We start from the raw sequence: 22928 nt of genomic DNA on the forward strand, positions 1-22928 counted from the left end.
AGATTCAGTAAAGCTTTTATTCCCGAAGAGCCGCAGCACCTGCGGTAAGTGAAGAAAGGTGATTGAAGTTGAGGAACCGGTATAATACAGGGCGCAAGAAGAGGGGCATCGGGAAATTTTTGCTCGTTCTTCTGGCGCTCATTGTGATTGGCTGCGGGTTTGTTGCCTGGAAGATATTCACCCCCTATGGACCGCAGGAAATGGCCCAAACGGCCATGGAAACAGCGGATCAGGTTACGGTGAGTGAACAGGAAGACTGGATTGATTTTGTGCCAGACAAACCTGAAGGGATTAGTGTTATTTTCTATCCGGGTGGTTTGGTGAAACCCGAAAGTTATGCTCCTCTGGCTCATGAGTTGGCGGAAGCCGGGCACCATACTATCATTGCCAAAATGCCGGTCAATCTGGCAGTACTGAAGCAAAATCTGGCAGATGATATTCGCAATGCGTATCCGGACGAATCATTTGTCATGGGCGGACACTCATTGGGCGGGTCCATGGCTGCACGTTACGCTGCATCCCATCCGGACGCTCTCCAAGGTATCTTTTTCTTGGCATCCTATCCGGATCAAAAAGGCAATGTGAAGTCATTGGGAATTCAGGCGCTATCCATATTGGGTACAAATGACGAAGTCGTCAATGCGACCAAATACCAGAACGGCCGTGCCTATCTGCCGGAAGACACGGTGTACTACACGATTGAAGGAGGAAACCACTCGCAGTTTGGTGACTACGGGCACCAGAGTGGTGATGGAGAACCTGGAGTTACGGGTGAGGATCAATTGTCCCAAACGGTAAAGGCGGTTACCGAATGGCTCGAAGGAATCCAATAAATGCATTTGCCAGGAGGGACGGCTAGGTTATGGCCATACTTCAAGTAAAGGATGTACAGCTTCCCTGTCAGGGCATTTTGTTCGATAAGGATGGGACACTGCTTGAATTCTTGCAATTATGGGGACCGTGGGCCCATTCGTTGCTGAATCAATTGGAAGCCGAACTGTTAAGCATTGGAGCTGGATTTACGGTGGAAAGAGGCAAGGTACTGGGTACGGTTCATGACAGCGAAGGGAACATTATTGATTATGACAGACAGGGTCCGCTGGCCATCGCTACTGTAGATGAGAGTACCGGGCTTTTGGCCGGACAGTTGTATGCGGCAGGCATGCCATGGAATGATGCGATCACAACGGTACGCGAGCTCTCCAAATCAGCCATGCAGGAAGTGCGTTCCAAACGGCAGGCCCGGCCTATGCCTGGATTGGTTTCTTTTTTGCAGAACTGCCAAGCAGCTTCAATCAAGGTGGCCGTGGTTACCTCGGACAGCACGCCCGCAGCAGAAGAGCATCTGGAATGGATGGGGATACGCTCCTTCTTTACATCTATCGTAGGCTGTGACCGCGTTACCTTAGGCAAGCCGAATGGCGAGACTGCCAAGCTGGCATGTGATGAATTACATATCCATCCTGACCAGGCCATAGTTATAGGCGATAGCAACGGGGATATGCAGATGGGACTGGATGCAGGAATTTCGCATGTCATTGGGTTCTGTCCCCCAGGGACGGAAGCCGTACATTTACAGGATGCGGATGTCATTATTGGGGATTATCACGAAATTCGGGTGAATCCGAATGGTGCCTGAACGGGAGTATTCCGCTAAGGAGGAGAGAGGATGAACGGGACAGAACAGCTGGCTTCCTGGATTCAGGAAAGTTCAAATATTGTTTTTTTCGGAGGAGCAGGAACGTCGACCGAAAGCGGGATTCCCGACTTCCGCTCTGCTGCGGGCCTATATCAGACAGAGCAGCATTCTCCGTATCCGCCGGAGGAACTGCTGAGTCGTCACTTTTTCGATCAGCATGCCGATATTTTCTATGATTTCTATCGGGGCAAAATGCTTCACCCCAATGCAGAACCTAACGGTTGCCACAGACTCCTTGCGCGTTTGGAGCAGGAAGGTCGGCTGAAGGCGGTCATTACCCAGAATATCGACGGGTTGCATCAAAAGGCAGGCAGCACCAACGTACTCGAATTGCATGGTTCCGTTCACCGGAATGCCTGCATGGACTGCGGGCGTTTCTACCCGCTGGATGACATCATCCGCTCGAAGGATGCAGTCCCCCGCTGCGTGGCTTGTAATGGAGTCATTAAGCCTGACGTTGTGCTGTATGAAGAGGAACTGGACCAGAACACCTTATACCAGTCCGTGGACGCAATCTCGTCTGCCGATTTGCTGCTCGTGGGCGGTACATCACTAACCGTACATCCTGCTGCACAGCTGATTACGTATTTTCGGGGGAAACACACCGTATTACTGAATGCCACGCCAACGGCATATGACCGGCAGGCAGATTTGCTGATTACCGAACCGATTGGCGAGGTAATGATTAAGGTGGACCAGCTTCTTGGTTAAACGTTTGTCTGAAATAACCGCCTTCTCCCGCTCTCTAATGGAGTGCAGGAAGCGGAACCTGGGGAAAGAAGGGATTCATGATGGTCTACGTAGCCAGCGATACACGCTATGAAACGATGAAATATAACCGTGTTGGACGTTCTGGACTGAAACTTCCGGCAATTTCACTTGGACTTTGGCATAATTTTGGCGGCATCAACAATGCGGAGAACGGTCGAAACATGATCACTCGATCCTTTGATCTGGGCATTACACATTTCGATCTGGCCAACAATTATGGTCCGCCCGCAGGTTCTGCAGAGCAGCTGTTTGGTCAGGTGCTGGCACAGGATCTGAAGCCTTATCGGGATGAACTGGTGATATCCACCAAAGCGGGATATTATATGTGGCCCGGACCGTATGGCGAATGGGGTTCCCGCAAGAATCTGGTGTCCAGTCTGAATCAGAGTCTGAAGCGCATGGGGCTGGACTATGTCGATATTTTCTATTCACATCGCTATGATCCGGAAACACCTCTTGAAGAAACGATGATGGCTCTGGACCATATTGTTCGTTCGGGTAAAGCATTGTATGTGGGTATCTCCAACTACCCGGCAGAGCAGACGAAACAGGCTGCTGAAATTTTGAAAGGTTTGGGTACACCTCTATTGATCCATCAGCCGAGGTACTCCATGCTGGACCGCTGGATCGAAGACGGACTGCAGGATGTGCTCGATGAGTACGGTGCGGGTAGTATTGCCTTCTGTCCTTTGGCACAGGGGGTACTGACGAACAAGTATCTGAACGGCATTCCGGAGGATTCTCGTGCAAAGGGACCATCCGTCTTCTTGAACGAGAACAATATCTCGCCTGAGACGCTTCGCAAAGTCCGTGCTCTCAACCAGATCGCAGCAGCTCGGGGACAGAGTCTGGCTCAGTTCGCGCTCGCCTGGGTTCTGCGAAGCGGCAGGGTAACGTCTGCATTGATCGGTGCAAGCCGTACATCTCAGATTGAGGAGAATGTGGCTGCGCTCAGTCAGCTGGAATTCTCATCGGAAGAGCTGGAGCGGATCGAATCCATTCTTAGTCCCGAACATCATGACAAATAAGCATGTGACTTGCGAAATGCTATAATAAATGAAAAAAGGAGAAGGTGCATTCTAGCCGTGATGGCGGATGCATCTTCTTTTCTTTTTCACTCTTTTTCACTCATAATGGGCTAGTAAACGAACGTTGATCAATAAACGTGCTTCTGAAGAATTGAGTTAGTTATCTCTTGTTTGGTTGTGTCATGTCCGACCTTAGTGTTTGGGGTCTGGAGAGGATATTATCCCGATAGAGAGTCGGGGCTTCTCCATGGAATCGTTTGAACTGTTTGGAGAAATAAAGGGCATCTGGCAGTCCTACGGATGCGGATACCTGCTCGATGGACAGATCCGGACGTTCACGCAGCAGCTGACGCGACTTGTCAATGCGGAGCTTGAGCAGATACGTAACCGGAGATAGGCCGGTTTCCTGTTTGAAAATCCGGGACAGATAAGCGCGGTTGTAACCGAGACTGGCCGACATCTGTTCAATGGAGACGGGGTGAGCGTATTGGGTGGACATGTATTGAATCATCTGTTTTACGGTCCGCCGAATCGAAGATTCACCAGGAATCAGGGTTTGCCCTTGAGAAAGGTGATTTTGAGCTTCGGCTAGAATCATATATAACGTACCAATTGAAGTGAAATGAGAGCTTTCTTTTCGCTCGGCAAATGCATTTTGCATGACGGATAGCCAGTCAGCAATCCCGCAGGACGGACCGGCATGAAAAACGGATTTTTCCGGACGAAAGCCCGCTTCCTCTGTGTGCTTCCCAGCCTGGCTGCCCGTATAGGCCATCCATCGATATTCCCAGGGGCGACGGGCATCGGATTGGTAACTTACCAGTTGCCCGGGATGAATGAGGAAACAATCTCCTGCGGATAATTCGTAGGTATGGAGTTCCGTACGGAATGTGCCAGCTCCCTTTTCTACATAATGAAGCAAATAGTAATCGTATAGTTTTGGGCCAAGAGCATGACCTGGGAGGGTCTGGCTTGCGCCGGCAAAAAGGACATGCAGCGGGCCCTTCTCATAATAGACAGGATTGGAGGCAACTGAGTACGTTTTTGCTCCACTTTTCCCGGAGGATTCCTGTGTGTTTTTTATCGGATCTACTGCTGAATGTTCCTTGTGTTGATCAATCATGTGCTGTTCCTTCTTTCGGTGGTGTTCTTTCCATTATATGACGGAAGGTCACATTTATCCATATGAAACACACATGGTTTCATTTCAAGAGGTACCGCTTTCTTGTATAATAACCTTAACAAAACAACAACATTGAGATGAGGTGCAGCAGCAATGAACATACATGAATTGAAACAAAAGTTTATTGAGAAGTACGGAGAGAGTGAAGCGGATCTCCGTGTATTCCATGCTCCTGGACGTGTCAATCTGATCGGGGAACATATCGACTACAATGGTGGGTACGTGCTTCCGGCAGCACTTGAATTCGGTACAACACTTGTTATACGGGAACGGAAGGACGACAAATTACAGCTGGCTTCCACCAATATGTCCTATGAAGGCGTGCTGGACACATCCTCGATCGGCAAGGAGAAAACAGGGGAGTGGACAGATTATCCAGTTGGTGTCATGGTTGAACTGCAAGCTAAAGGCGTGAAGGTAACGAAAGGCTATGACTTCCTGTACCACGGTGAAATTCCGAACGGTGCCGGACTGTCCTCTTCCGCTTCGCTGGAGGTGCTTACAGGATACGCGATACAGTCGATGGAAGGTGTATCTGAGATCGATACAGTACAGTTGTCGCTTCTGTCACAAAAAGCAGAAAACGAGTTCGTTGGCGTCAACTGCGGCATTATGGATCAGTTTGCCGTGGCTAACGGAGCAGAAGATCATGCCATTCTGCTCATGTGTGATACGCTTGAATATGAGAAAGTACCTTTCCGTACGGGCTCTTATAAGCTGGTCATTGGCAATACGAACAAACGCCGTGGTCTGGTAGACTCGGCTTATAACGAACGGCGCTCCCAGTGCGAGCAGGCACTTGCCATTTTGAAGGAACAGCTGCCTGCACTTGATTACCTGGCGCAACTGACGCCGGAGCAATTTGTAACGCTGCAGGACCACATTAAGGATGAAAAGGTAAGACAACGTGCCGAGCACGTGGTGGAAGAGAATGCACGTGTGCTTGCATCGGTGGAAGCACTGCGCAATAACGATCTGGAAACCTTCGGTAAGCTGATGAATGCGTCCCATGAATCGCTCCGATATCTGTATGAAGTAAGCTGTGAGGAATTGGACGTAATGGTGGAGGAGGCGCAGCGCATTTCAGGCACACTCGGTGCACGCATGACGGGAGCCGGATTCGGTGGATGCACCGTGTCACTGGTACACGAGGATGATGTAGAACGCTTTGTTCGCGAAGTGGGAGCAGCGTATGAAGCACGTACGAATCTCAAGGGAGACTTTTACGTGTGCGGCGTAGGCGATGGTGTCAAAGAATTGAAGGAGGCGAAGTAAAATGGCAATTTTGGTGACAGGTGGAGCAGGATATATTGGTTCGCATACGGTAGCGGCTTTGTTGGAACGCGGCGAGGAGGTCGTGGTTCTGGACAATTTGCAGACAGGACATCGGGAAGCATTGCTGGGCGGCAAGTTGTATGAAGGAGATCTGCGTGACAAGGCATTTCTGGCAAAACTGTTCGCTGAGAACTCCATTGATGCAGTCATTCACTTTGCGGCCAACTCACTGGTTGGCGAGAGCATGAAGGATCCGGTTAAATATTATGACAACAACGTATTTGGTACATTGTGCCTGCTGGAAGCGATGAACGCAGCCAATGTACGCCGCATCGTGTTCTCTTCTACAGCCGCCACATATGGCGAGCCGGAGAAAGTGCCGATCGAAGAGAATGACCGTACCGAGCCTACGAACGTATATGGCGAAACGAAACTGATGATGGAGCGCATGATGTCCTGGTTCGATAAAGTACAGGAGATTAAATATGTGTCCCTGCGTTACTTCAATGCAGCTGGAGCACATGATAGCGGCAAAATTGGTGAAGACCATCAGCCGGAGAGCCATTTGATCCCACTCGTCCTGCAGACCGCATTGAAACAACGTCCGCACATTGCCGTGTTTGGAGATGACTACGCGACAGAAGATGGAACCTGCGTACGTGATTATATCCACGTGAGTGACTTGGCTGATGCGCATCTGCGCGCTGTTGATTATCTCCGCAAAGGGGAGAACAGCAACGTGTTTAACCTGGGGAATGGTCAAGGCTTCTCGGTAAAACAGGTTATCGAAACTGCAAAAAAAGTGACCGGACTCGATATCCCGGTTGTACAGGAGCCGCGCCGTGCAGGTGATCCGGCTGTGCTGGTAGCTTCGTCTGCCAAAGCAAGATCCGTGCTGGGCTGGAACCCGACACGGACCAACCTGGAAGATGTCATTCAGAGTGCCTGGAGCTGGCACCAATCTCATCCAAACGGCTACGGAAAAAACTAGGAGGCGAAATCAATATGTCACAGACCCATAATGCTGCAGGCACCACAGAGCGGACACCGGAGCAGCAGGAAGCACTGCATGCCATTGAACGTCTGGTTGCATTTGCCTTGCAAAACAAGCTGGTTGAAGAAGCGGATCGGGATTACAGCCGCAATCTTCTGCTGGAACAGTTCGGATTTTCCGAGCCCTACGATGGAGCGTTGAACGAGACTGTACCGGATGGGCCGCAATCTTTGCTGGATACATTGATTGATTATGGTTACGCCATTGGACTCATTCCGGAGAATACCGATACGTATCGTGATTTGCTGGATGCGAAAATTATGGGACAGTTGATGGCCCGTCCGTCCGAGGTGGTTCGCGCATTCCGCCATACAGAGCAAACGGAAGGTATTGAAGCAGCCACATCGAAATTCTACGAGCTGTCGATTCATTCCAACTACATCCGTATGGACCGGATCTCGAAGAATGTGTACTGGACCCAGGAAACGCCATATGGCGATATGGAAATTACGATTAACCTGTCCAAGCCGGAGAAAAGTCCGAAGGAAATTGCCATGGCCAAACTTCTTCCGCCGCCGGTGTATCCGAAATGCCAACTTTGTCGTGAAAATGTAGGCTATGCCGGTCGGGTGAACCATCCTGCTCGTCAAAACCTGCGTGTCATTCCGCTGGAATTAAACGGTGAACCTTGGTTCTTCCAATACTCGCCATATGTGTACTATAACGAGCATTGCATCATTTTCCATCATGATCATGTGCCAATGAAGCTGACAAAAGATACCCTGCGCAGGTTGCTTGCCTTCGTAGGGGAGTATCCGCATTATTTTATCGGTTCCAATGCGGATCTGCCAATCGTGGGTGGATCGATTCTGACTCATGACCACTTCCAAGGCGGACGCCATACGTTTGCGATCCAAAATGCGAAACCCGAAGCGGTATTCCGCCATGCGGATGCCCCAGGGCTTACCCTCAGTCTGGTGAAATGGCCAATGTCCGTTCTTCGGCTCGCTTCACAGGATCCAGCGGAACTGCTCGAGGCGGGTAACGCTGTGTATGAAGCGTGGAAACTGTACAGTGATCCTTCCGTTGAGATTCAGGCGTTCAGTGAGGTGGATGGAGAGCAAGTACCACACAATACCGTAACGCCAATCGTCCGTCGCAGTGCGGACGGTGGATATGAGATGGATCTGGTTCTCCGCAACAATCGCACGAATGATGCACATCCAGAGGGGATTTTCCACCCGCATCGTGAAATGCATCATTTGAAAAAAGAGAACATCGGACTTATCGAAGTGATGGGGCTTGCGATCCTCCCAGGGCGGTTAAAAGAAGAACTGGACGGAATCGCCGATATTCTCGCCGGGGACACTCAACTTGCGGAAGCTGCGCAAGCTTCTGATCATGCCTTGAATCAGCATCTGCGCTGGGCGGAAGAACTGAAAGAACGTTTCGGTTCCAACCTGGACAAGGAACAGGCCGTTGCCATGGTTCAGCAGGAAGTAGGCCTTAAATTTGCCGAGATTCTGGAGCATGCAGGGGTTTATAAATACGATGAAGCAGGACGTCAGGCTTTCCGTCGATTCGTAGAAAGTATGGGATATACAGAGTAGTGACAGAAGAGCAGTAGCATCAGGCTGCGTGCAAACAATTGCAAAGGATAGGTGAGCAGAAGTGCTCGTCTATCCTTTTTCAATACAACAAATCCGTAATCTTGTTATTCCTTATGTAGATGGCGCGATGGTAATTAGAGTGCTCATGGAGTAATAGTATACTTTCCATTAGGAGCAATGAACACAGGGCCATGGCAGAGGGTGGGGGTTCATTGTATAATGTGAGAAAGATTATCACAGGTTTTAGATTAAAAATAGAAGCTAATGAAACGGGGACGAATAAATGGAAAAGAAGCCACTGAACATACCGCTAATCACCGACGCAGTAGAACTGCAAAACATGGTGGGTGAGCCTCATGAGCACGTGAGAAACAAAGCGATATCGTTTGTGGACTCCCATGTTGAACATTTTTTATCCATGTCACCATTATTTTTTCTGTCCAGTTCCGATGGGGAAGGAAGAAGCGATGCATCTCCCCGGGGAGACGAAGCAGGTTTCGTGAAGGTTCTTGATCCGTATCGGTTAGTTTACCCCGAACGTCCGGGCAATCGCCGAATCGACTCGCTGTTGAACATCTTAACCAACCCAGGCGTGGGCATGCTTTTCCTTATCCCGGGCATGAATGAAGTGTTGCGGATTAATGGAACGGCTTCTATTACGAAGGATGAGGATTTTATCAACAGTATGGGCTGGACGGGAAAAACGATAGGAGCAGCGGTTATTGTAGAGGTGAATGAATGCTTTATCCATTGTCCGAGAGCCTTCAAGCAGTCGGGACTGTGGTCTTCCGAGACTTGGGTGGATAAGGAAAGTTTGCCTTCGACCATGGATATGTTCCGTGCCCATCTGCAAATCAACGGCTTGTTATAAAGTGAGTGACTATGGATTTGTTTTTATAAAATCGGGGTACTATAATTGGAGTTGTACAAACATTCTAACTCCATTGGAGGCGACATAGATTATGAGATCTTTTCAATTTTATAACCCTACCCGTCTGATCTTCGGTAAAGGACAACTGGAAGCGTTGAAAACCGAAGTACCGAAATACGGCAAACGGGTTTTGCTTGTATATGGCGGCGGCAGCATTAAACGCAGTGGTCTGTATGACCAAGTGATCGGCTTGCTTAAGGAAATTGGAGCGAAAGTTACTGAACTGGCGGGCGTGGAACCGAACCCGCGTCTTTCGACTGTTCATAAAGGGGTAGACCTCTGTAAAACCAATGACATCGAACTGATTCTCGCCGTAGGCGGCGGTAGTGTGCTGGACTGTGCCAAAGCGATTGCCGTAGGTGCAAAATACGATGGAGACATGTGGGATTTTGCTCAGCGTAAAGCGGTTGCCCAGGATGCACTTCCACTTGGTACCGTACTGACCATGGCAGCGACCGGTTCCGAGATGAACTCCGGTTCCGTTATTACAAATCAGGATACACAGGAAAAATTGGGCTGGGGCAGTGCGTATTCATTCCCTGCGTTCTCTATCCTTGATCCGGTTAATACATATACCGTGCCTTTGGATCAGACCGTATATGGCATGGTTGACATGATGTCTCACGTATTGGAGCACTATTTCCACCTGGACGCCAACACGCCAGTACAGCTTGGCTTCTGTGAGACGATTCTGCGTACCGTTATGGATGCAGCACCTCGTTTGGTAGAGGATCTGGAAAACTATGAGCTGCGCGAAACCATTCTCTACTGTGGTACGATGGCCTTGAACGGTGTACTGAACATGGGACTTGCCGGTGACTGGGCAACCCACAACATTGAACACGCAGTATCTGCTGTGTATGACATCCCACATGGCGGGGGTCTGGCCATTTTGTTCCCGAACTGGATGAAACACAACCTGGACGTAAATGTGGATCGTTTCAAACGATTAGCTATTAATGTCTTTGATGTGAATCCTGAAGGTAAATCGGATAAACAGGTAGCCGAGGAAGGAATCGAAGCTTTGCGCCAATTCTGGACGTCCATCGGTGCGCCTAGTCGCCTCGCTGACTATGACATTGACGACAGCCAGATTGATGTCATGGCAGACAAGGCGATGCTGTTTGGCCCATTTGGTAACTTCAAGAAGCTGCAGCGTGAAGATGTTGTATCCATTTACAAGGCTTCTCTGTAATAAACTGCATTCAATTATTAATAAAGGCCGCAAATCTCCACAATATGGAGATTTGCGGTCTTTTTGCGTTAAATATCATGTAGAATAACCATTATCGGGTCTCGAATACAAATGAGGAAAGATTTTGAAACTTTTTGCGGGTGGCTACGTATTTATTTACATGAGGAATGCCCAGTGAGTTAGGAGTGACGGCAGAAGAGAGGAGGAACGGGGAATGGAGTCCATCTATTGGGGGTGTCTAATCGGAGGAGCCATATTTGCGGTCGTCAGCCTGGTGCTGGGTGACTTGATTGACGGATTGCTGGATGGAGCCTTTGAACTGCCAGGCATTGACTTTCTCAAACCTGTTGTACTTGCTGGTTCCATAACAGCCTTTGGCGGAGCTGGAATCATGTTGACGCGTTATAGCTCAGTAAGTGCAATTGCGGGTCTTATCTTATCCCTGCTTATAGGTATTGCTGCTGCCATGCTGGTATTCTTTGCTTATATCAAACCGATGCGGAACAGTGAGGTTTCCATTGCATTTTCCATGAAAGAACTATCCGGGAAAATCGGAGAGATTACGATTCCAGTACCTGAAAAGGGTTTCGGTGAGGTCATGATCCGTGTTGCTTCCGGTAACACGATTCATACCGCGTCCAGCTTCGAACATCGTCCTATTGCGGCAGGAGCGCGTGTTGTTGTGGTGGACGTTACGGAAGGTGTACTCCGTGTAGCAGAATGGGATGAAGATGTACTTAAAGACGTCTAAGTAGGACGCGAGAAATTGTTTCGTCATCAATGGAATAAGGGGAGAGATGTGGATGAATTTTGATATGGATGTGTTGTTGATTCCTGCTATTGTTGTAGGTGTTATTCTTGTTTTGGGATTGGCTTTCTGGGCAAGATACAAAACGGTCGGGCCGGATGAGGCGATGATCGTCACAGGTTCTTTCTTGGGTAATAAAAATATTTCCGAAGATGAATCCGGTCGCAAGATTAAAATCGTACGTGGTGGCGGTGCCTTCATCTGGCCTGTGTTCCAGCAGTCCGAATTTATCTCACTGTTGTCTCACAAGCTGGACGTATCCACGCCTGAAGTGTATACGGAACAGGGTGTGCCAGTTATTGCAGACGGTGTGGCTATTATCAAAGTTGGTAGTGCTGTGGAAGATGTAGCAACCGCAGCCGAACAATTCATTGGTAAACCCGTTGAAGCATTAAGAGGCGAAGCACAGGAAGTTCTGGAGGGGCATTTGCGGGCCATTCTCGGAACCATGACTGTGGAGGAAGTCTATCGAAATCGGGATCGGTTCGCTCAAGAGGTTCAAGGTGTGGCTGCACGAGATCTGAAAAAGATGGGTCTGCAGATTGTATCTTTTACCATCAAGGATGTTCGTGACAAACAAGGATATCTGGACGCGCTCGGTAAACCGAGAATTGCTGCCGTGAAGCGGGATGCCGAAATTGCGGAAGCGGAAGCGATGAGAGATGCGCGTATTCAAAAAGCAAATGCGGAAGAGCAGGGGCAGAAGGCTGAGTTATTACGTGATACCAATATCGCCGAAGCAGCCAAAGAGAAGGAATTGAAAGTAGCGATGTTTAAACGCGATCAGGATACGGCCAAAGCGGAAGCCGATCAGGCGTACCATATCCATGAAGCGCGTGCGAGACAGACTGTAGTGGAAGAAGAGATGAAGGTTGAACTCGTACGTAAAGAACGTGAAATTGATCTGCAGGAAAAAGAAATTATCGTGCGTGAGAAACAATATGATGCTGAAGTGAAGAAAAAGGCAGAAGCAGATCGTTATGCAGTTGAGCAGGCTGCCGAAGCAGATAGAACAAAAAGAATGCGCGAAGCAGAGGCAGTGCAATATTCGATTGAAACACATGCGAAGGCAACAGCAGAGCAAAAACGGCTTGAAGGTCAGGCTATGGCCGATGCAGAGCGGGCCAAAGGTACTGCGGATGCAGAAGTCATTCGTTTGCGCGGTCTGGCGGAAGCCGAAGCGAAGGAAAAATTGGCGGAAGCGTTTCAGAAGTTTGGCGAGGCTGCTGTACTCGATATTATTGTCAAAATGCTGCCGGAGCTTGCAGGTAAAATTGCGGAGCCGATCTCATCCATTGATAAATTGACCGTGGTAGATACAGGTAAGGGCGAGGGTGCAGCACGTGTAAGTAACTATGTGACCGAGCTGATGTCCACGGCTCCGGAGATGCTGAAAAGCGTATCGGGCATTGATGTAGAGCAGTTAATCAAAGGTTTGACCAAGTCCAAAACACCAGCACCCGTTGCTGTTCAGCAAAGCGAGACTCCAACCACTCCATCTGTGATCGACAAGATTGTGGAAAGAGCTGGGGCACAGGAGTAAGACGGCGTGCGGGAGATGCATGAAGCTCTATTGACCTTAACGTGATTTTTTGTTACTTTTTAAGCGAGACGTTCGGCGCGGTATGCCCGCGACGAACGTCTTTTCGTTCATAACGAGGATGTGACTGAATCACATTCAAGATGGTGTGAAAAAAGAGGTGCAAACATTGAGCAGCCTGCATGTAAACAAAGCGCTAAATAATAATGTAATTATTGCACAGCATCCTGAACATGGAGAAGTCGTCGTTATCGGTAAAGGCATTGGCTTTAACCGGAAAACGGGTGATATCCTTCCCTTGATGGCTGTGGAGAAGATGTTCATTTTGAAAAATCAGCAGGAGCAAGAACAGTACAAGCAGCTTCTTCCGCAAGTAGATGAGGCTTTGATTGAGATTATTAACGAAGTCATTACCTATATTGCAGAGCGTACGGATGTCCCGCTTAACGAACATATTCATATTGCCTTGACTGATCATATTTCTTTTGCACTTAAGCGCAAAGAACAGGGCATTGTCATTCAAAATCCATTTTTATATGAAACCCGTGAAATCTATCCAGAAGAGTATCGGATGGGAGATTACGCCGTTCGCCTCATCAAGGAGAAGCTCGGTGTTGATCTGGGCATGGATGAAATTGGATTTATAGCCCTGCATATTTACAGTGCCATGACCAACCAGAACATTTCTCAAGTGCGCGAACACTCACAGTTGATTACCGATCTGGTGGGGATCGTATCGGATCGGCTGGAGTACTCGTTTGAAACGGAGTCGCTGGACTATTCACGTCTGCTTACCCATCTTCGCTTTGCGCTGGAACGTGTGCGTCGGGGTGATAAGGTGGAAGAACTTCATAAGCTGGATTCCTTGCTCAAGTTGGAGTACCCCGAAATGTACTCGCTTGCATGGAAGCTGACCAAAGTCATGGAAAAAAGGTTGAATCTTCCGGTCTATCCCGCAGAGGTTGGGTATCTGACCATCCATCTCCAACGACTGAATCAAAGGAAAGAAGAAGAGAAGCAGTGAAATATTCCCACGGATGGATTTGCGTCCTGAAAAATTTAGTGTAAAGGCTTGCACTGTTTTTGAAGTGATGCTACAATGGTGTCCGTAATCAAGCAACTGAAAAAAAACATAAGCGACGTGTTACTGACTCGATCAGGCATGAGTTTCTAGAGTGTGATTGTTCTTACCTTATACAGGGTATGCTATACCCGAAGGTTGGTACAATTCACTTTATTAGCTTATGCCTTTTTTGTTTTCCCTTGCTTGCATCACGACATACAGACTTAGACGAAAGGGTGAATACGACGCGATGTTTAAAAAGCTTTTTGGCGTCTTGCAAAGAGTAGGTAAAGCTCTTATGCTACCTGTGGCCATTCTACCAGCGGCGGGCTTATTGCTCGGAATCGGTAATATGCTGGTGAATCCGGACTTTTTGCAATATGTAACGGCACTGGACACCCCTTGGGTGAACTCAATCGCGACAATCATGATGAACGCAGGTCAGATCGTATTTGACAATCTGGCATTGCTCTTTGCTGTGGGTGTAGCCGTTGGGCTAGCTGGAGGCGAAGGTGTGGCAGGTCTTGCGGCCATCATTGGTTATCTGGTAATGAACGTCACTTTGGGTACCGCCGTTGGGGTAACACCAGCAATGATCGGCGAAGTACCGGGTTATGCCAGCATTTTGGGTATTCCAACACTGAGTACCGGTGTGTTCGGAGGTATCATTATTGGTATAGCCGCAGCACTCTGTTACAATCGATTCTTCAAAATCGAACTGCCGTCTTACCTCGGGTTCTTTGCAGGTAAACGTTTTGTTCCGATTATCACTTCGGTTGTTTCCCTCTTGCTCGGGTTAATTCTGGTGGTTATCTGGCCGCCTATTCAAAGTGGGCTGAATGCCGTATCTCACTTCATGGTAGATACGAGTCCGACCCTGTCGGCATTCATTTTCGGAGTCGTGGAACGGTCCCTTATTCCGTTTGGACTTCATCACATTTTCTACTCTCCATTCTGGTTTGAATTCGGTGAGTATGTGAACAAAGCTGGAGACGTTATTCGCGGGGACCAGCAGATCTTTTTCAACCAATTGCGTGATGGGGTAAACCTCACGGCGGGAACCTTCCAAGTCGGTAAATTCCCGTTCATGATGTTCGGTTTGCCAGCTGCGGCACTTGCGATGTACCATGAAGCAAGACCGGAGCACAAAAAGTATGTTGCAGGGATTATGGGTTCAGCTGCGCTGACCTCATTCCTTACAGGGATTACAGAGCCACTTGAATTCTCATTCTTGTTTGTGGCACCAGTACTGTTTGCAGTACACTGTATCTTTGCAGGTCTGTCTTTCATGACGATGCAAATTCTGGGTGTCAAAATCGGGATGACGTTCTCCGGTGGATTCATTGACTTCCTGATTTTCGGGATCATCCCGAACCGCACACCTTGGTGGGACGTTATTATCGTTGGTTTGATTCTTGCCGTGATTTACTACTTCGGTTTCCGAATGATCATTCGCAAGTTCAACCTCAAAACACCAGGACGCGAAGAAGCAACACCTGAAACAAACTCCGGTGGAGGATCAGGTTCAACAGATGATCTGCCACACAATATTCTGGAAGCCTTCGGTGGGCAGCAGAATATCAAACATCTGGATGCATGTATCACTCGTTTGCGGATTGAAGTAAATGAGAAATCCAATGTAAATAAAGATCGTTTGAAACAATTAGGTGCATCTGGCGTGCTTGAAGTGGGTAATAATGTACAGGCCATTTTCGGTACACGTTCAGATACAATCAAGTCCCAAATGCAGGACATCATTGCAGGACGTACTCCGGCACCAGCACCAGCTGCTGAGGTTAAACCTGCTCCTGAAGAGGAGAAGGCTGCGGGAGCAGAAGGCGAACGCATTATTGCTGAAGATATCGTCATGCCGGTCAATGGTGAATTGATGGATATCACAAACGTACCTGATCCGGTCTTTGCCGAGAAAATGACAGGTGACGGTTTCGCTGTGCTGCCGCATGATGGCAAGATTACTTCCCCTGTATACGGTAAAGTGTTTAACGTATTCCCTAGCAAACATGCTGTCGGCATCATGTCTGACGGCGGCAAGGAAGTACTGGTTCATATAGGTGTCAACACGGTGAAATTGAAAGGTCAAGGTTTCAACGTGCTTGTGCAGGAAGGCGATCTGGTATCGGCTGGTCAACCGATTATGGAAGTGGACCTGGAGTATGTGAAAGCTAACGCTCCTTCCATCATCTCGCCAGTGATTTTCACCAACTTGCCAGAAGGCTCCACGGTAACCCTGAAGAAGAGTGGAGTGCTGAAAATTGGCGATCAGCCAATCATTGAGATAAAATAAGAAGTGTTCCGACAATGGCAAGCAAGTGTAAATATATGCAATGCCTAAATTAAACTATTTGAAAGTGAGATGATTGTAATGCAACAAACATTCAGAATTACAGACGAAGATGGTATCCACGCACGTCCGGCGACAGCCCTGGTTAATACAGCTAACAAATTCAAAGGTGCAGAATCCTTTGCAGAAGCTAACGGTAAAAAAGTAACACTGAAATCCATCCTGGGCGTTTTGTCCCTCGGTCTGGAACAAGGCGACACCATCAGCATCATCGTTGAAGGCGAAGGCGAAGCTGAAGCTCTTCAAGCTCTGACTGACGTTATGGTTAATGAAGGGCTGGGCGAAATTAATGCTTAATGTTTCCGGGATCGCGGCTTCGGCGGGTATTGCTATCGCCAAGGCGTTTATCTTGGAGCATCCCGATTACTCTGTAGAAAAACGCCAAATCAACGACGTTGACGCAGAGATCGCGAAACTCGACTCAGCACTGGGCAAATCCCAGGCTGAGCTTGAGGCGATCAAAGAGCGTACTTTACAAGAGCTTGGCGAGAAGAAAGCTGAAATCTTTGCTTCCCATTTGCTCATTCTGAATGACCCGGAACTGATTGATCCGGTTAAAGCGAAAATTGCCGACGAAAAAGTGAATGCAGAATTTGCACTCAACGAAACGGCATCGCAATTTATCTCCATGTTTGAGAACATGAAGAGTGCCTACCTGCAGGAACGTGCTGCAGATATGCGTGACGTTACCAAACGTGTGCTGAATCACTTGCTTGGTATCGACTTCATGAGTCCGGCTGAGATCAGTGAAGAAGTGATTGTGCTGGCGGAGGATCTGACGCCTTCCGATACAGCTCAATTGAACCGTCAATATGTGAAAGGTTTTGCAACCAACATTGGTGGACGTACTTCCCACTCTGCAATCATGGCTCGTTCTCTTGAAATCCCGGCTGTTGTGGGAACCAAAGACATTCTGGCTCAAGCCAAACAAGGCGATATGATTATCGTTGACGGCTTGGACGGTCATGTTCTGGTTAATCCAACAGATGAGGTAATTGCTGAGTATCGTTCCAAACAGGAACAATATGATGCACAACGTGCCGAGTGGAGAAAACTGCGTGACGAACCAACCGTAACGGTGGATAACGTTCATGTGGAACTGGCAGCTAACATTGGTACGCCGAATGACGTTACTGGTGTTCTGGAGAACGGTGGAGAGGCTGTAGGCCTGTACCGTACCGAGTTCTTGTATATGGGCAGAGACAAGCTTCCTTCCGAGGATATTCAGTACAATGCTTACAAAGCCGTATTGGAAAAAATGGAAGGCAAACCGGTTGTGGTTCGTACACTCGATATCGGTGGAGACAAAGAGCTTCCATATCTGGATCTGCCAAAAGAAATGAATCCATTCCTTGGTTTCCGTGCAGTTCGTCTGTGTCTGGACCGTCTGGATATTTTCCGTACGCAATTGCGTGCATTGCTGCGTGCAAGCGTACATGGTAACCTGCGTGTCATGTTCCCAATGATCGCAACACTGGGTGAATTCCGTGAAGCAAAAGCTGTCCTGCTCGAAGAGAAGGAAAAGCTGGTAGCTGAAGGTATTGCTGTTTCCGACAGCATTCAACTGGGCATCATGGTCGAAATTCCTTCGACTGCAGTTCTTGCGGATCAATTCGCCAAAGAGGTTGATTTCTTCAGTATCGGAACGAACGATCTGATTCAATACACTATGGCAGCTGACCGTATGAACGAGCGTGTATCCTATCTGTACCAACCATACAACCCTGCTATTCTGCGTCTGGTGAAAATGGTCATCGATGCAGCACATCGCGAAGGTAAATGGGTTGGTATGTGTGGAGAGATGGCGGGAGACGAAACAGCAATTCCATTGCTGCTTGGTCTCGGACTGGATGAGTTCAGCATGAGCGCAACATCCATCCTGCCAGCTCGTAGCCAGATCACCAAGCTGTCCCGTGCGGACATGCAGGAACTGGCTGCTAAAGCGCTGGACATGCAAACTGCTGAGCAAGTGGTTGAATTGGTTCAAAGCATCAAAGCGTAATTTTGCGAGGGTTTTCCTCCGGATTTTAAGGTCTTTTCTTTTTCCGATGAATGGACTGCAGGAATGCAGTGATATTGCCGGTATCTGCGAACAGCGGATGCCGGCTTTTTTTGTGGGCTAATGTGAGATCATAAGGAATATAGAAAGAGACCGTTCACGCGTAGCGGAAAAGGACGGGAGTAAATAAAAAAACTCCTGCTGATGTTGAAACATCAGCAGGAGTCCTTTGCTTGACATTAATAACTGGTTAACTGCACGCGCAGTTCAATACAGGTTTACGTGCCGCTGTGGTCTCATCCAGACGAGTAACGGGTGTGCCATAGGGTGCGTTGAGTACCAGTTCAGGTGTCTCTTCTGCTTCCTTGGCAATGCGTATCATCGTATCGATGAAGCCATCCAGCGTTTCTTTGCTCTCCGTTTCCGTTGGTTCAATCATGATGCATTCTTCTACGTTGAGCGGGAAGTAGACGGTTGGCGGATGATACCCAAAATCAAGCAGCCGTTTGGCTACATCCAATGTTCTTACGCCGTATTGCTTCAGGCCCCGGCCAGACATGACAAATTCATGCTTACATACACCTGGATACGGAATCTCGTAATACGGTGCAAGACGTGCCATCATATAGTTGGCATTGAGTACGGCACATTCGGATACCCGGCGCAAGCCTTCTGGTCCGTACGTACGAATGTAAGCATAGGCGCGTACCAGAATACCGAAGTTGCCGTAATACGCTTTGACTCGGCCGATCGATTGATCCCCTTCACGATCCAAAGCGTATTGTCCCTGATCGTTCTTGATCACCATTGGTTTCGGCAGGAACGGGATCAGACGGCTTTTTACACCGACGGGTCCCGCACCAGGACCTCCTCCGCCGTGCGGGGTGCTCATCGTTTTGTGCAAGTTCAGATGCACGACATCGAAGCCCATATCACCAGGACGGGTAATGCCCATAATGGCATTGGAGTTGGCTCCATCATAATAGAGCAGGCCACCAGCTTGATGCACGATCGAAGCAATCTCCTGGATGTCCTTTTCAAACAATCCCAGGGTATTTGGATTGGTCAGCATCAACGCTGCGGTATCGGAACCTACGGCTGCACGCAGTGCAGCCAGATCGACCAGACCGTCCGCACGGGAGGGAATGGTTACCGTCTCGAAGCCAGCCACGGTTGCACTTGCGGGGTTGGTGCCATGTGAAGAATCCGGCACAATGACTTTGGTCCGCTGTTCACCACGACCTTCGTGATAGGCACGAATCATCATGAGGCCGGTCCATTCACCGTGTGCACCAGCCGCAGGTTGCAGGGTCACGGCGTCCATGCCAGTCAGACCTGCAAGGTCTTTTTGCAACGTGTAGAGCAGCTCAAGTGCACCTTGGATGCTGGATTCAGGCTGATACGGATGGATCTTGGCAAATCCGCTATAGCGAGCCACATCTTCGTTAATTTTCGGATTATACTTCATCGTACAAGAGCCAAGTGGATAAAATCCGTTATCTACCCCGAAGTTGCGGCGGGAAAGCGCAGTATAGTGACGAATGACATCCACTTCAAATACCTCAGGCAGTGCAGCTGCTTCCGAACGCAGCATTTCCCGGGGAATCAAGCTCTCTGGATCTTGACGCGGAACATCGCATTCAGGCAGGGAGTAAGCGACACGACCCGGGCTGCTCAGTTCAAAGATCAGCGATTGCTCTGGAGCAGGCGATGCTGCCTGTGCCACTTGTTTCATACTGGTTTCGGCTTGGGAAGGAGCTGCCGTTTCCGGCTGTCCTTGGATGGTTGTCATTTCCTGAGTCACAGCGATCCCTCCAATACACGTGCGAATTCGTCAATCTCTTCCTTGCTGCGCCGTTCCGTCACGGCTACCAGCATATGTCCGGCAAGCTCCGGGTAATCCCGTCCAAGTTCATATCCACCGATGAAACCGGCATCCAGCAGCTTCAACTGAAGGGCATCGACGTCTGTTCCTTCGGGCAGTTGAATGACAAACTCATTGAATGTAGGTGCATTAAAGGTCAGGCTGACCCCAGGAATCGCAGTCAGTGCTTGAAGCGCATAATAGCTCTTTTGCAAATTCAGATCAGCTACATCAATCATGCCCTGTCTTCCCATGGTAGACATATATACAGAAGCGCTTAACGCTAGCAAAGCCTGATTGGAGCAGATGTTGGATGTCGCCTTTTCACGGCGGATATGCTGTTCCCGCGCTTGGAGCGTCAGTACAAAACCGCGTTTACCGTTGCGATCGGTTGTCTGGCCAACGATCCGGCCAGGAATCCGGCGCATATGAGCCTGGGAAACAGCGAAATATCCACATGTAGGACCACCGAGCGAAGCGGAAATGCCAAGGGGCTGTGCATCGCCGACAACGATGTCGGCACCCAGCTTGCCTGGAGCTTCGAGCAGGCCAAGCGCCAGCGGGTTTGCGCTGACCACGAGCAGACCCTTGTGCGCATGCGCGAGGTCTGCCGCCTGTTTTACATTTTCCACGGCACCGAAGAAGTTAGGGCTCTGAATCATGACGGCTGCGGTATCATCCGATACGGCCGCTTGAAGGGCCTCCCAGTCGGTCACCCCATTCTGATAACCAATCTCGACTATCTCCAAATTCAGACCGTGTGCATAAGCCTTCAATACTTGACGGGCTTCTGGATGAACGGTACGGGATACGATCAGCTGTTTGCGGCGGGTTGCCGCAGCGGCCAGGTTCCCTGCTTCCGCAAATGCGGTTGCGCCATCATACATGCTCGCATTGGCTACAGCCATGCCAGTCAGTTCACAGATATACGATTGAAATTCGAAGATCGCCTGGAGCTCGCCCTGACTGATTTCGGGCTGATATGGCGTATAGGCAGTATAGAACTCGGAACGGGAAATGACGTGATTAATAACGGAAGGGATGTGATGATCGTAAATGCCTGCACCCAGGAAACTGGCGTGTGTCTCAAAATTGGCATTCGTACCCGCTTGCTTGGACATATGGCGCGTCAGTGCGTATTCATCCAGTTTGGAGGAGACAGGCAGCTCGCCCTGATAACGAATCTCCTGTGGAATGTCCTGGAACAGATCTTCAATCGTGTCCACACCGATGGTTGCGAGCATGGCGCTCTGATCCTGTTCAGTCATGGGAATATAGCGGTGCTTGCTCATGCTAATCAGCTCCTTGGGTAGGTGTCTTTGACGTACGCGTCCGTTTATGAAAAGGGGTCTTCACGACCTCGGCTTTCAGTTTCTTGCCGCGAATCTCAATCTCGAGCGGGGTACCCAGCGCAGCATATTGACTGTCGATAAGTGCGAGTCCCAAATTACGCTTCAACGTAGGTGACTGTGTACCTGTCGTTACTTCTCCGATCTGCACGCCTTCGGCGTAGATGGGATAGTGGGGACGCGGAATACCTCGCTCCAGCACTTCAATGCCGACCAATTTGCGGGCTGGCCCATCATTCTTTTGCTGCAATAGGGCTTCGTGTCCGATAAAAGGTCCGGCATCCAGCTTCACGAACATGCCTACGCCAGCTTCCAGCGGGGAAATGGTCGGTGACAGTTCCTGTCCGTACAGCGGCAGCTTCGCTTCGAATCGGAGTGTATCCCGTGCACCAAGCCCAGCCGGAACCAGTCCTTGATCTGCACCAGCCTCCATTAATCCGTTCCAGACCGCAGCGGCCTGATCTGCCTGTACGTAGAGTTCAAAGCCGTCTTCACCGGTATAACCGGTGCGGGATAGCAGCAATTTTACACCACAAACCTCAGCATTCTGTACAAAACGAAAAGGCTCGATTATGGATACGGCGGTATCTGTAACTTTTCCGATGATGTCTGCAGCAAGCGGGCCCTGTAGAGCCAGGAGAGCTGTTTCCGCGGAGTCATTCGTCATGCTTACCCCAGGAACCATGTGCTCTTGCAACCAGGCCCAGTCCTTGTCAATATTGGAGGCATTCACGACGAGCATATAATGCTGATCTTTTAGCTTGTATACGAGCAGATCGTCCACTACGCCACCGTCCGGGTAACACATTAACGTGTATTGTGCCTGGCCGGGAACTAGTGTGGTCACGTCGTTGGTCGTCAGTTTCTGCAAAAATGCTTCGGCCTGTTCACCCTGCACCGTGAATTCACCCATGTGGGATACATCGAACAGTCCAGCCCGTTCGCGCACCGCTTCATGTTCCTTCTGAATCCCGCTGAATTGCACCGGAAGCTCCCAGCCTCCAAAATCGATGCACCGTACACCTTCATATTGCTGATAAAGTGGATAGAGTGGAGTTCTAAGCAAATCGGACATCAAATCACCTCGTTATGGCCGCTACCGGGCCGAGTGTATAACATGAATGATGCATTCTTTTCTTGGATAAGTATGATTAAGGCTGCGCTGATGACAGCGCCGGCTCGATCCTGACTTTCGTTTTTTTGGGAAAAAGGAAAAGGACAGGCCAAAGAACCGGCATGCCAGAAGCACGCTGTATT

19 protein-coding genes are annotated in these 22928 nt (G+C 49.3%); 15 read left to right on the forward strand and 4 right to left on the reverse strand.

Going from position 1 to position 22928, the window contains the following annotated elements; all coding sequences use genetic code 11:
- Positions 1–68 precede the first annotated feature (68 nt).
- The 4 genes from ABGV42_RS22310 to mgrA all read left to right on the forward strand — a co-directional run bounded on the left by ABGV42_RS22310 (position 69) and on the right by mgrA (position 3498).
- Entirely contained in the window at positions 69–833 is a 765-nt protein-coding gene (locus ABGV42_RS22310) for an alpha/beta fold hydrolase (protein ID WP_347383724.1), read from the forward strand.
- Positions 834–862: 29 nt separating this feature from the next.
- Complete coding sequence (locus tag ABGV42_RS22315) at positions 863–1639, forward strand: HAD family hydrolase (RefSeq protein WP_347383725.1); 777 nt, start codon at positions 863–865, stop codon at positions 1637–1639.
- A 30-nt stretch (positions 1640–1669) separates the two neighbouring features.
- The gene (locus ABGV42_RS22320; protein WP_347383726.1) at positions 1670–2410 is read left to right on the forward strand and encodes an NAD-dependent protein deacylase; all 741 of its coding nucleotides are present in this window, start codon (positions 1670–1672) and stop codon (positions 2408–2410) included.
- Positions 2411–2490: 80 nt separating this feature from the next.
- Complete coding sequence (gene mgrA, locus ABGV42_RS22325) at positions 2491–3498, forward strand: L-glyceraldehyde 3-phosphate reductase (protein WP_347384460.1); 1008 nt, start codon at positions 2491–2493, stop codon at positions 3496–3498.
- A gap of 160 nt (positions 3499–3658) precedes the next feature.
- On the opposite strand, the gene ABGV42_RS22330 is transcribed toward mgrA, so the two are convergent.
- A complete protein-coding gene (locus tag ABGV42_RS22330) occupies positions 3659–4621 on the reverse strand; it encodes an AraC family transcriptional regulator (RefSeq protein ID WP_347383727.1) in 963 nt (320 codons plus the stop codon).
- 153 nt (positions 4622–4774) lie between these two features.
- Here ABGV42_RS22330 and ABGV42_RS22335 point away from each other — a divergent pair, with 153 nt between their 5' ends.
- The 11 genes from ABGV42_RS22335 (at position 4775) to ptsP (ending at position 18461) form a co-directional block, all read left to right on the forward strand.
- Positions 4775–5956, forward strand: coding sequence for a galactokinase (locus ABGV42_RS22335; RefSeq protein WP_347383728.1), 1182 nt, complete (start codon positions 4775–4777; stop codon positions 5954–5956).
- Between the two features lies 1 nt (position 5957).
- The gene (gene galE, locus ABGV42_RS22340; protein ID WP_347383729.1) at positions 5958–6947 is read left to right on the forward strand and encodes a UDP-glucose 4-epimerase GalE; all 990 of its coding nucleotides are present in this window, start codon (positions 5958–5960) and stop codon (positions 6945–6947) included.
- A 14-nt stretch (positions 6948–6961) separates the two neighbouring features.
- Positions 6962–8560: a UDP-glucose--hexose-1-phosphate uridylyltransferase gene (locus tag ABGV42_RS22345; RefSeq protein WP_347383730.1), complete on the forward strand. Its 1599-nt coding sequence runs from the start codon at positions 6962–6964 to the stop codon at positions 8558–8560.
- Positions 8561–8843: 283 nt separating this feature from the next.
- Entirely contained in the window at positions 8844–9431 is a 588-nt protein-coding gene (locus tag ABGV42_RS22350) for an MSMEG_1061 family FMN-dependent PPOX-type flavoprotein (protein ID WP_347383731.1), read from the forward strand.
- Between the two features lie 91 nt (positions 9432–9522).
- On the forward strand, positions 9523–10686 hold the full coding sequence (locus tag ABGV42_RS22355; RefSeq protein ID WP_347383732.1) for an iron-containing alcohol dehydrogenase: 1164 nt from the start codon (positions 9523–9525) through the stop codon (positions 10684–10686).
- A 214-nt stretch (positions 10687–10900) separates the two neighbouring features.
- Positions 10901–11437 (forward strand): protease, encoded by a 537-nt coding sequence (locus ABGV42_RS22360; protein ID WP_095359766.1) that lies wholly within the window; start codon positions 10901–10903, stop codon positions 11435–11437.
- A 52-nt stretch (positions 11438–11489) separates the two neighbouring features.
- Positions 11490–13037, forward strand: a complete 1548-nt coding sequence (locus ABGV42_RS22365; protein WP_347383733.1) for a flotillin family protein — start codon at positions 11490–11492, stop codon at positions 13035–13037.
- Positions 13038–13203: 166 nt separating this feature from the next.
- Entirely contained in the window at positions 13204–14058 is an 855-nt protein-coding gene (glcT, locus tag ABGV42_RS22370) for a glucose PTS transporter transcription antiterminator GlcT (RefSeq protein ID WP_347383734.1), read from the forward strand.
- Between the two features lie 289 nt (positions 14059–14347).
- The gene (gene ptsG / locus ABGV42_RS22375; protein WP_347383735.1) at positions 14348–16402 is read left to right on the forward strand and encodes a glucose-specific PTS transporter subunit IIBC; all 2055 of its coding nucleotides are present in this window, start codon (positions 14348–14350) and stop codon (positions 16400–16402) included.
- A 78-nt stretch (positions 16403–16480) separates the two neighbouring features.
- Positions 16481–16756, forward strand: coding sequence for an HPr family phosphocarrier protein (locus tag ABGV42_RS22380; RefSeq protein WP_036617010.1), 276 nt, complete (start codon positions 16481–16483; stop codon positions 16754–16756).
- The gene (ptsP, locus tag ABGV42_RS22385; protein WP_347383736.1) at positions 16749–18461 is read left to right on the forward strand and encodes a phosphoenolpyruvate--protein phosphotransferase; all 1713 of its coding nucleotides are present in this window, start codon (positions 16749–16751) and stop codon (positions 18459–18461) included. The genes ABGV42_RS22380 and ptsP overlap by 8 nt, the downstream gene beginning before the upstream one ends.
- Before the next feature lie 247 nt (positions 18462–18708).
- On the opposite strand, the gene gcvPB is transcribed toward ptsP, so the two are convergent.
- From gcvPB to gcvT, 3 genes are all read right to left on the reverse strand, one after another.
- Complete coding sequence (gene gcvPB, locus ABGV42_RS22390; protein WP_347384461.1) at positions 18709–20193, reverse strand: aminomethyl-transferring glycine dehydrogenase subunit GcvPB; 1485 nt, start codon at positions 20191–20193, stop codon at positions 18709–18711.
- 65 nt (positions 20194–20258) lie between these two features.
- Positions 20259–21614 (reverse strand): aminomethyl-transferring glycine dehydrogenase subunit GcvPA, encoded by a 1356-nt coding sequence (gcvPA, locus tag ABGV42_RS22395; protein ID WP_347383737.1) that lies wholly within the window; start codon positions 21612–21614, stop codon positions 20259–20261.
- A gap of 1 nt (position 21615) precedes the next feature.
- Positions 21616–22746 carry a glycine cleavage system aminomethyltransferase GcvT gene (gcvT, locus tag ABGV42_RS22400; RefSeq protein WP_347383738.1) on the reverse strand — a complete coding sequence of 377 codons (1131 nt, stop codon included), beginning with the start codon at positions 22744–22746 and terminating at the stop codon, positions 21616–21618.
- Between the last annotated feature and the right edge of the window lie 182 nt (positions 22747–22928).

Origin of the sequence: Paenibacillus pabuli, assembly GCF_039831995.1 — a bacterium.
Lineage (GTDB): Bacteria > Bacillota > Bacilli > Paenibacillales > Paenibacillaceae > Paenibacillus > Paenibacillus pabuli_C.

Coding starts and splice junctions, on each gene's coding strand:
- gcvT (WP_347383738.1), bottom strand. CDS start 22,746: ATGTCCGATTTGCTTAGAACTCCACTCTATCCACTTTATCAGCAATAT.
- ABGV42_RS22360 (WP_095359766.1), top strand. CDS start 10,901: ATGGAGTCCATCTATTGGGGGTGTCTAATCGGAGGAGCCATATTTGCG.
- ptsG (WP_347383735.1), top strand. CDS start 14,348: ATGTTTAAAAAGCTTTTTGGCGTCTTGCAAAGAGTAGGTAAAGCTCTT.
- ABGV42_RS22345 (WP_347383730.1), top strand. CDS start 6,962: ATGTCACAGACCCATAATGCTGCAGGCACCACAGAGCGGACACCGGAG.
- gcvPA (WP_347383737.1), bottom strand. CDS start 21,614: ATGAGCAAGCACCGCTATATTCCCATGACTGAACAGGATCAGAGCGCC.
- ABGV42_RS22320 (WP_347383726.1), top strand. CDS start 1,670: ATGAACGGGACAGAACAGCTGGCTTCCTGGATTCAGGAAAGTTCAAAT.
- gcvPB (WP_347384461.1), bottom strand. CDS start 20,193: ATGAAACAAGTGGCACAGGCAGCATCGCCTGCTCCAGAGCAATCGCTG.
- ABGV42_RS22330 (WP_347383727.1), bottom strand. CDS start 4,621: ATGATTGATCAACACAAGGAACATTCAGCAGTAGATCCGATAAAAAAC.
- ABGV42_RS22350 (WP_347383731.1), top strand. CDS start 8,844: ATGGAAAAGAAGCCACTGAACATACCGCTAATCACCGACGCAGTAGAA.
- ABGV42_RS22365 (WP_347383733.1), top strand. CDS start 11,490: ATGAATTTTGATATGGATGTGTTGTTGATTCCTGCTATTGTTGTAGGT.
- ptsP (WP_347383736.1), top strand. CDS start 16,749: ATGCTTAATGTTTCCGGGATCGCGGCTTCGGCGGGTATTGCTATCGCC.
- mgrA (WP_347384460.1), top strand. CDS start 2,491: ATGGTCTACGTAGCCAGCGATACACGCTATGAAACGATGAAATATAAC.
- ABGV42_RS22315 (WP_347383725.1), top strand. CDS start 863: ATGGCCATACTTCAAGTAAAGGATGTACAGCTTCCCTGTCAGGGCATT.
- ABGV42_RS22335 (WP_347383728.1), top strand. CDS start 4,775: ATGAACATACATGAATTGAAACAAAAGTTTATTGAGAAGTACGGAGAG.
- ABGV42_RS22380 (WP_036617010.1), top strand. CDS start 16,481: ATGCAACAAACATTCAGAATTACAGACGAAGATGGTATCCACGCACGT.
- ABGV42_RS22355 (WP_347383732.1), top strand. CDS start 9,523: ATGAGATCTTTTCAATTTTATAACCCTACCCGTCTGATCTTCGGTAAA.
- galE (WP_347383729.1), top strand. CDS start 5,958: ATGGCAATTTTGGTGACAGGTGGAGCAGGATATATTGGTTCGCATACG.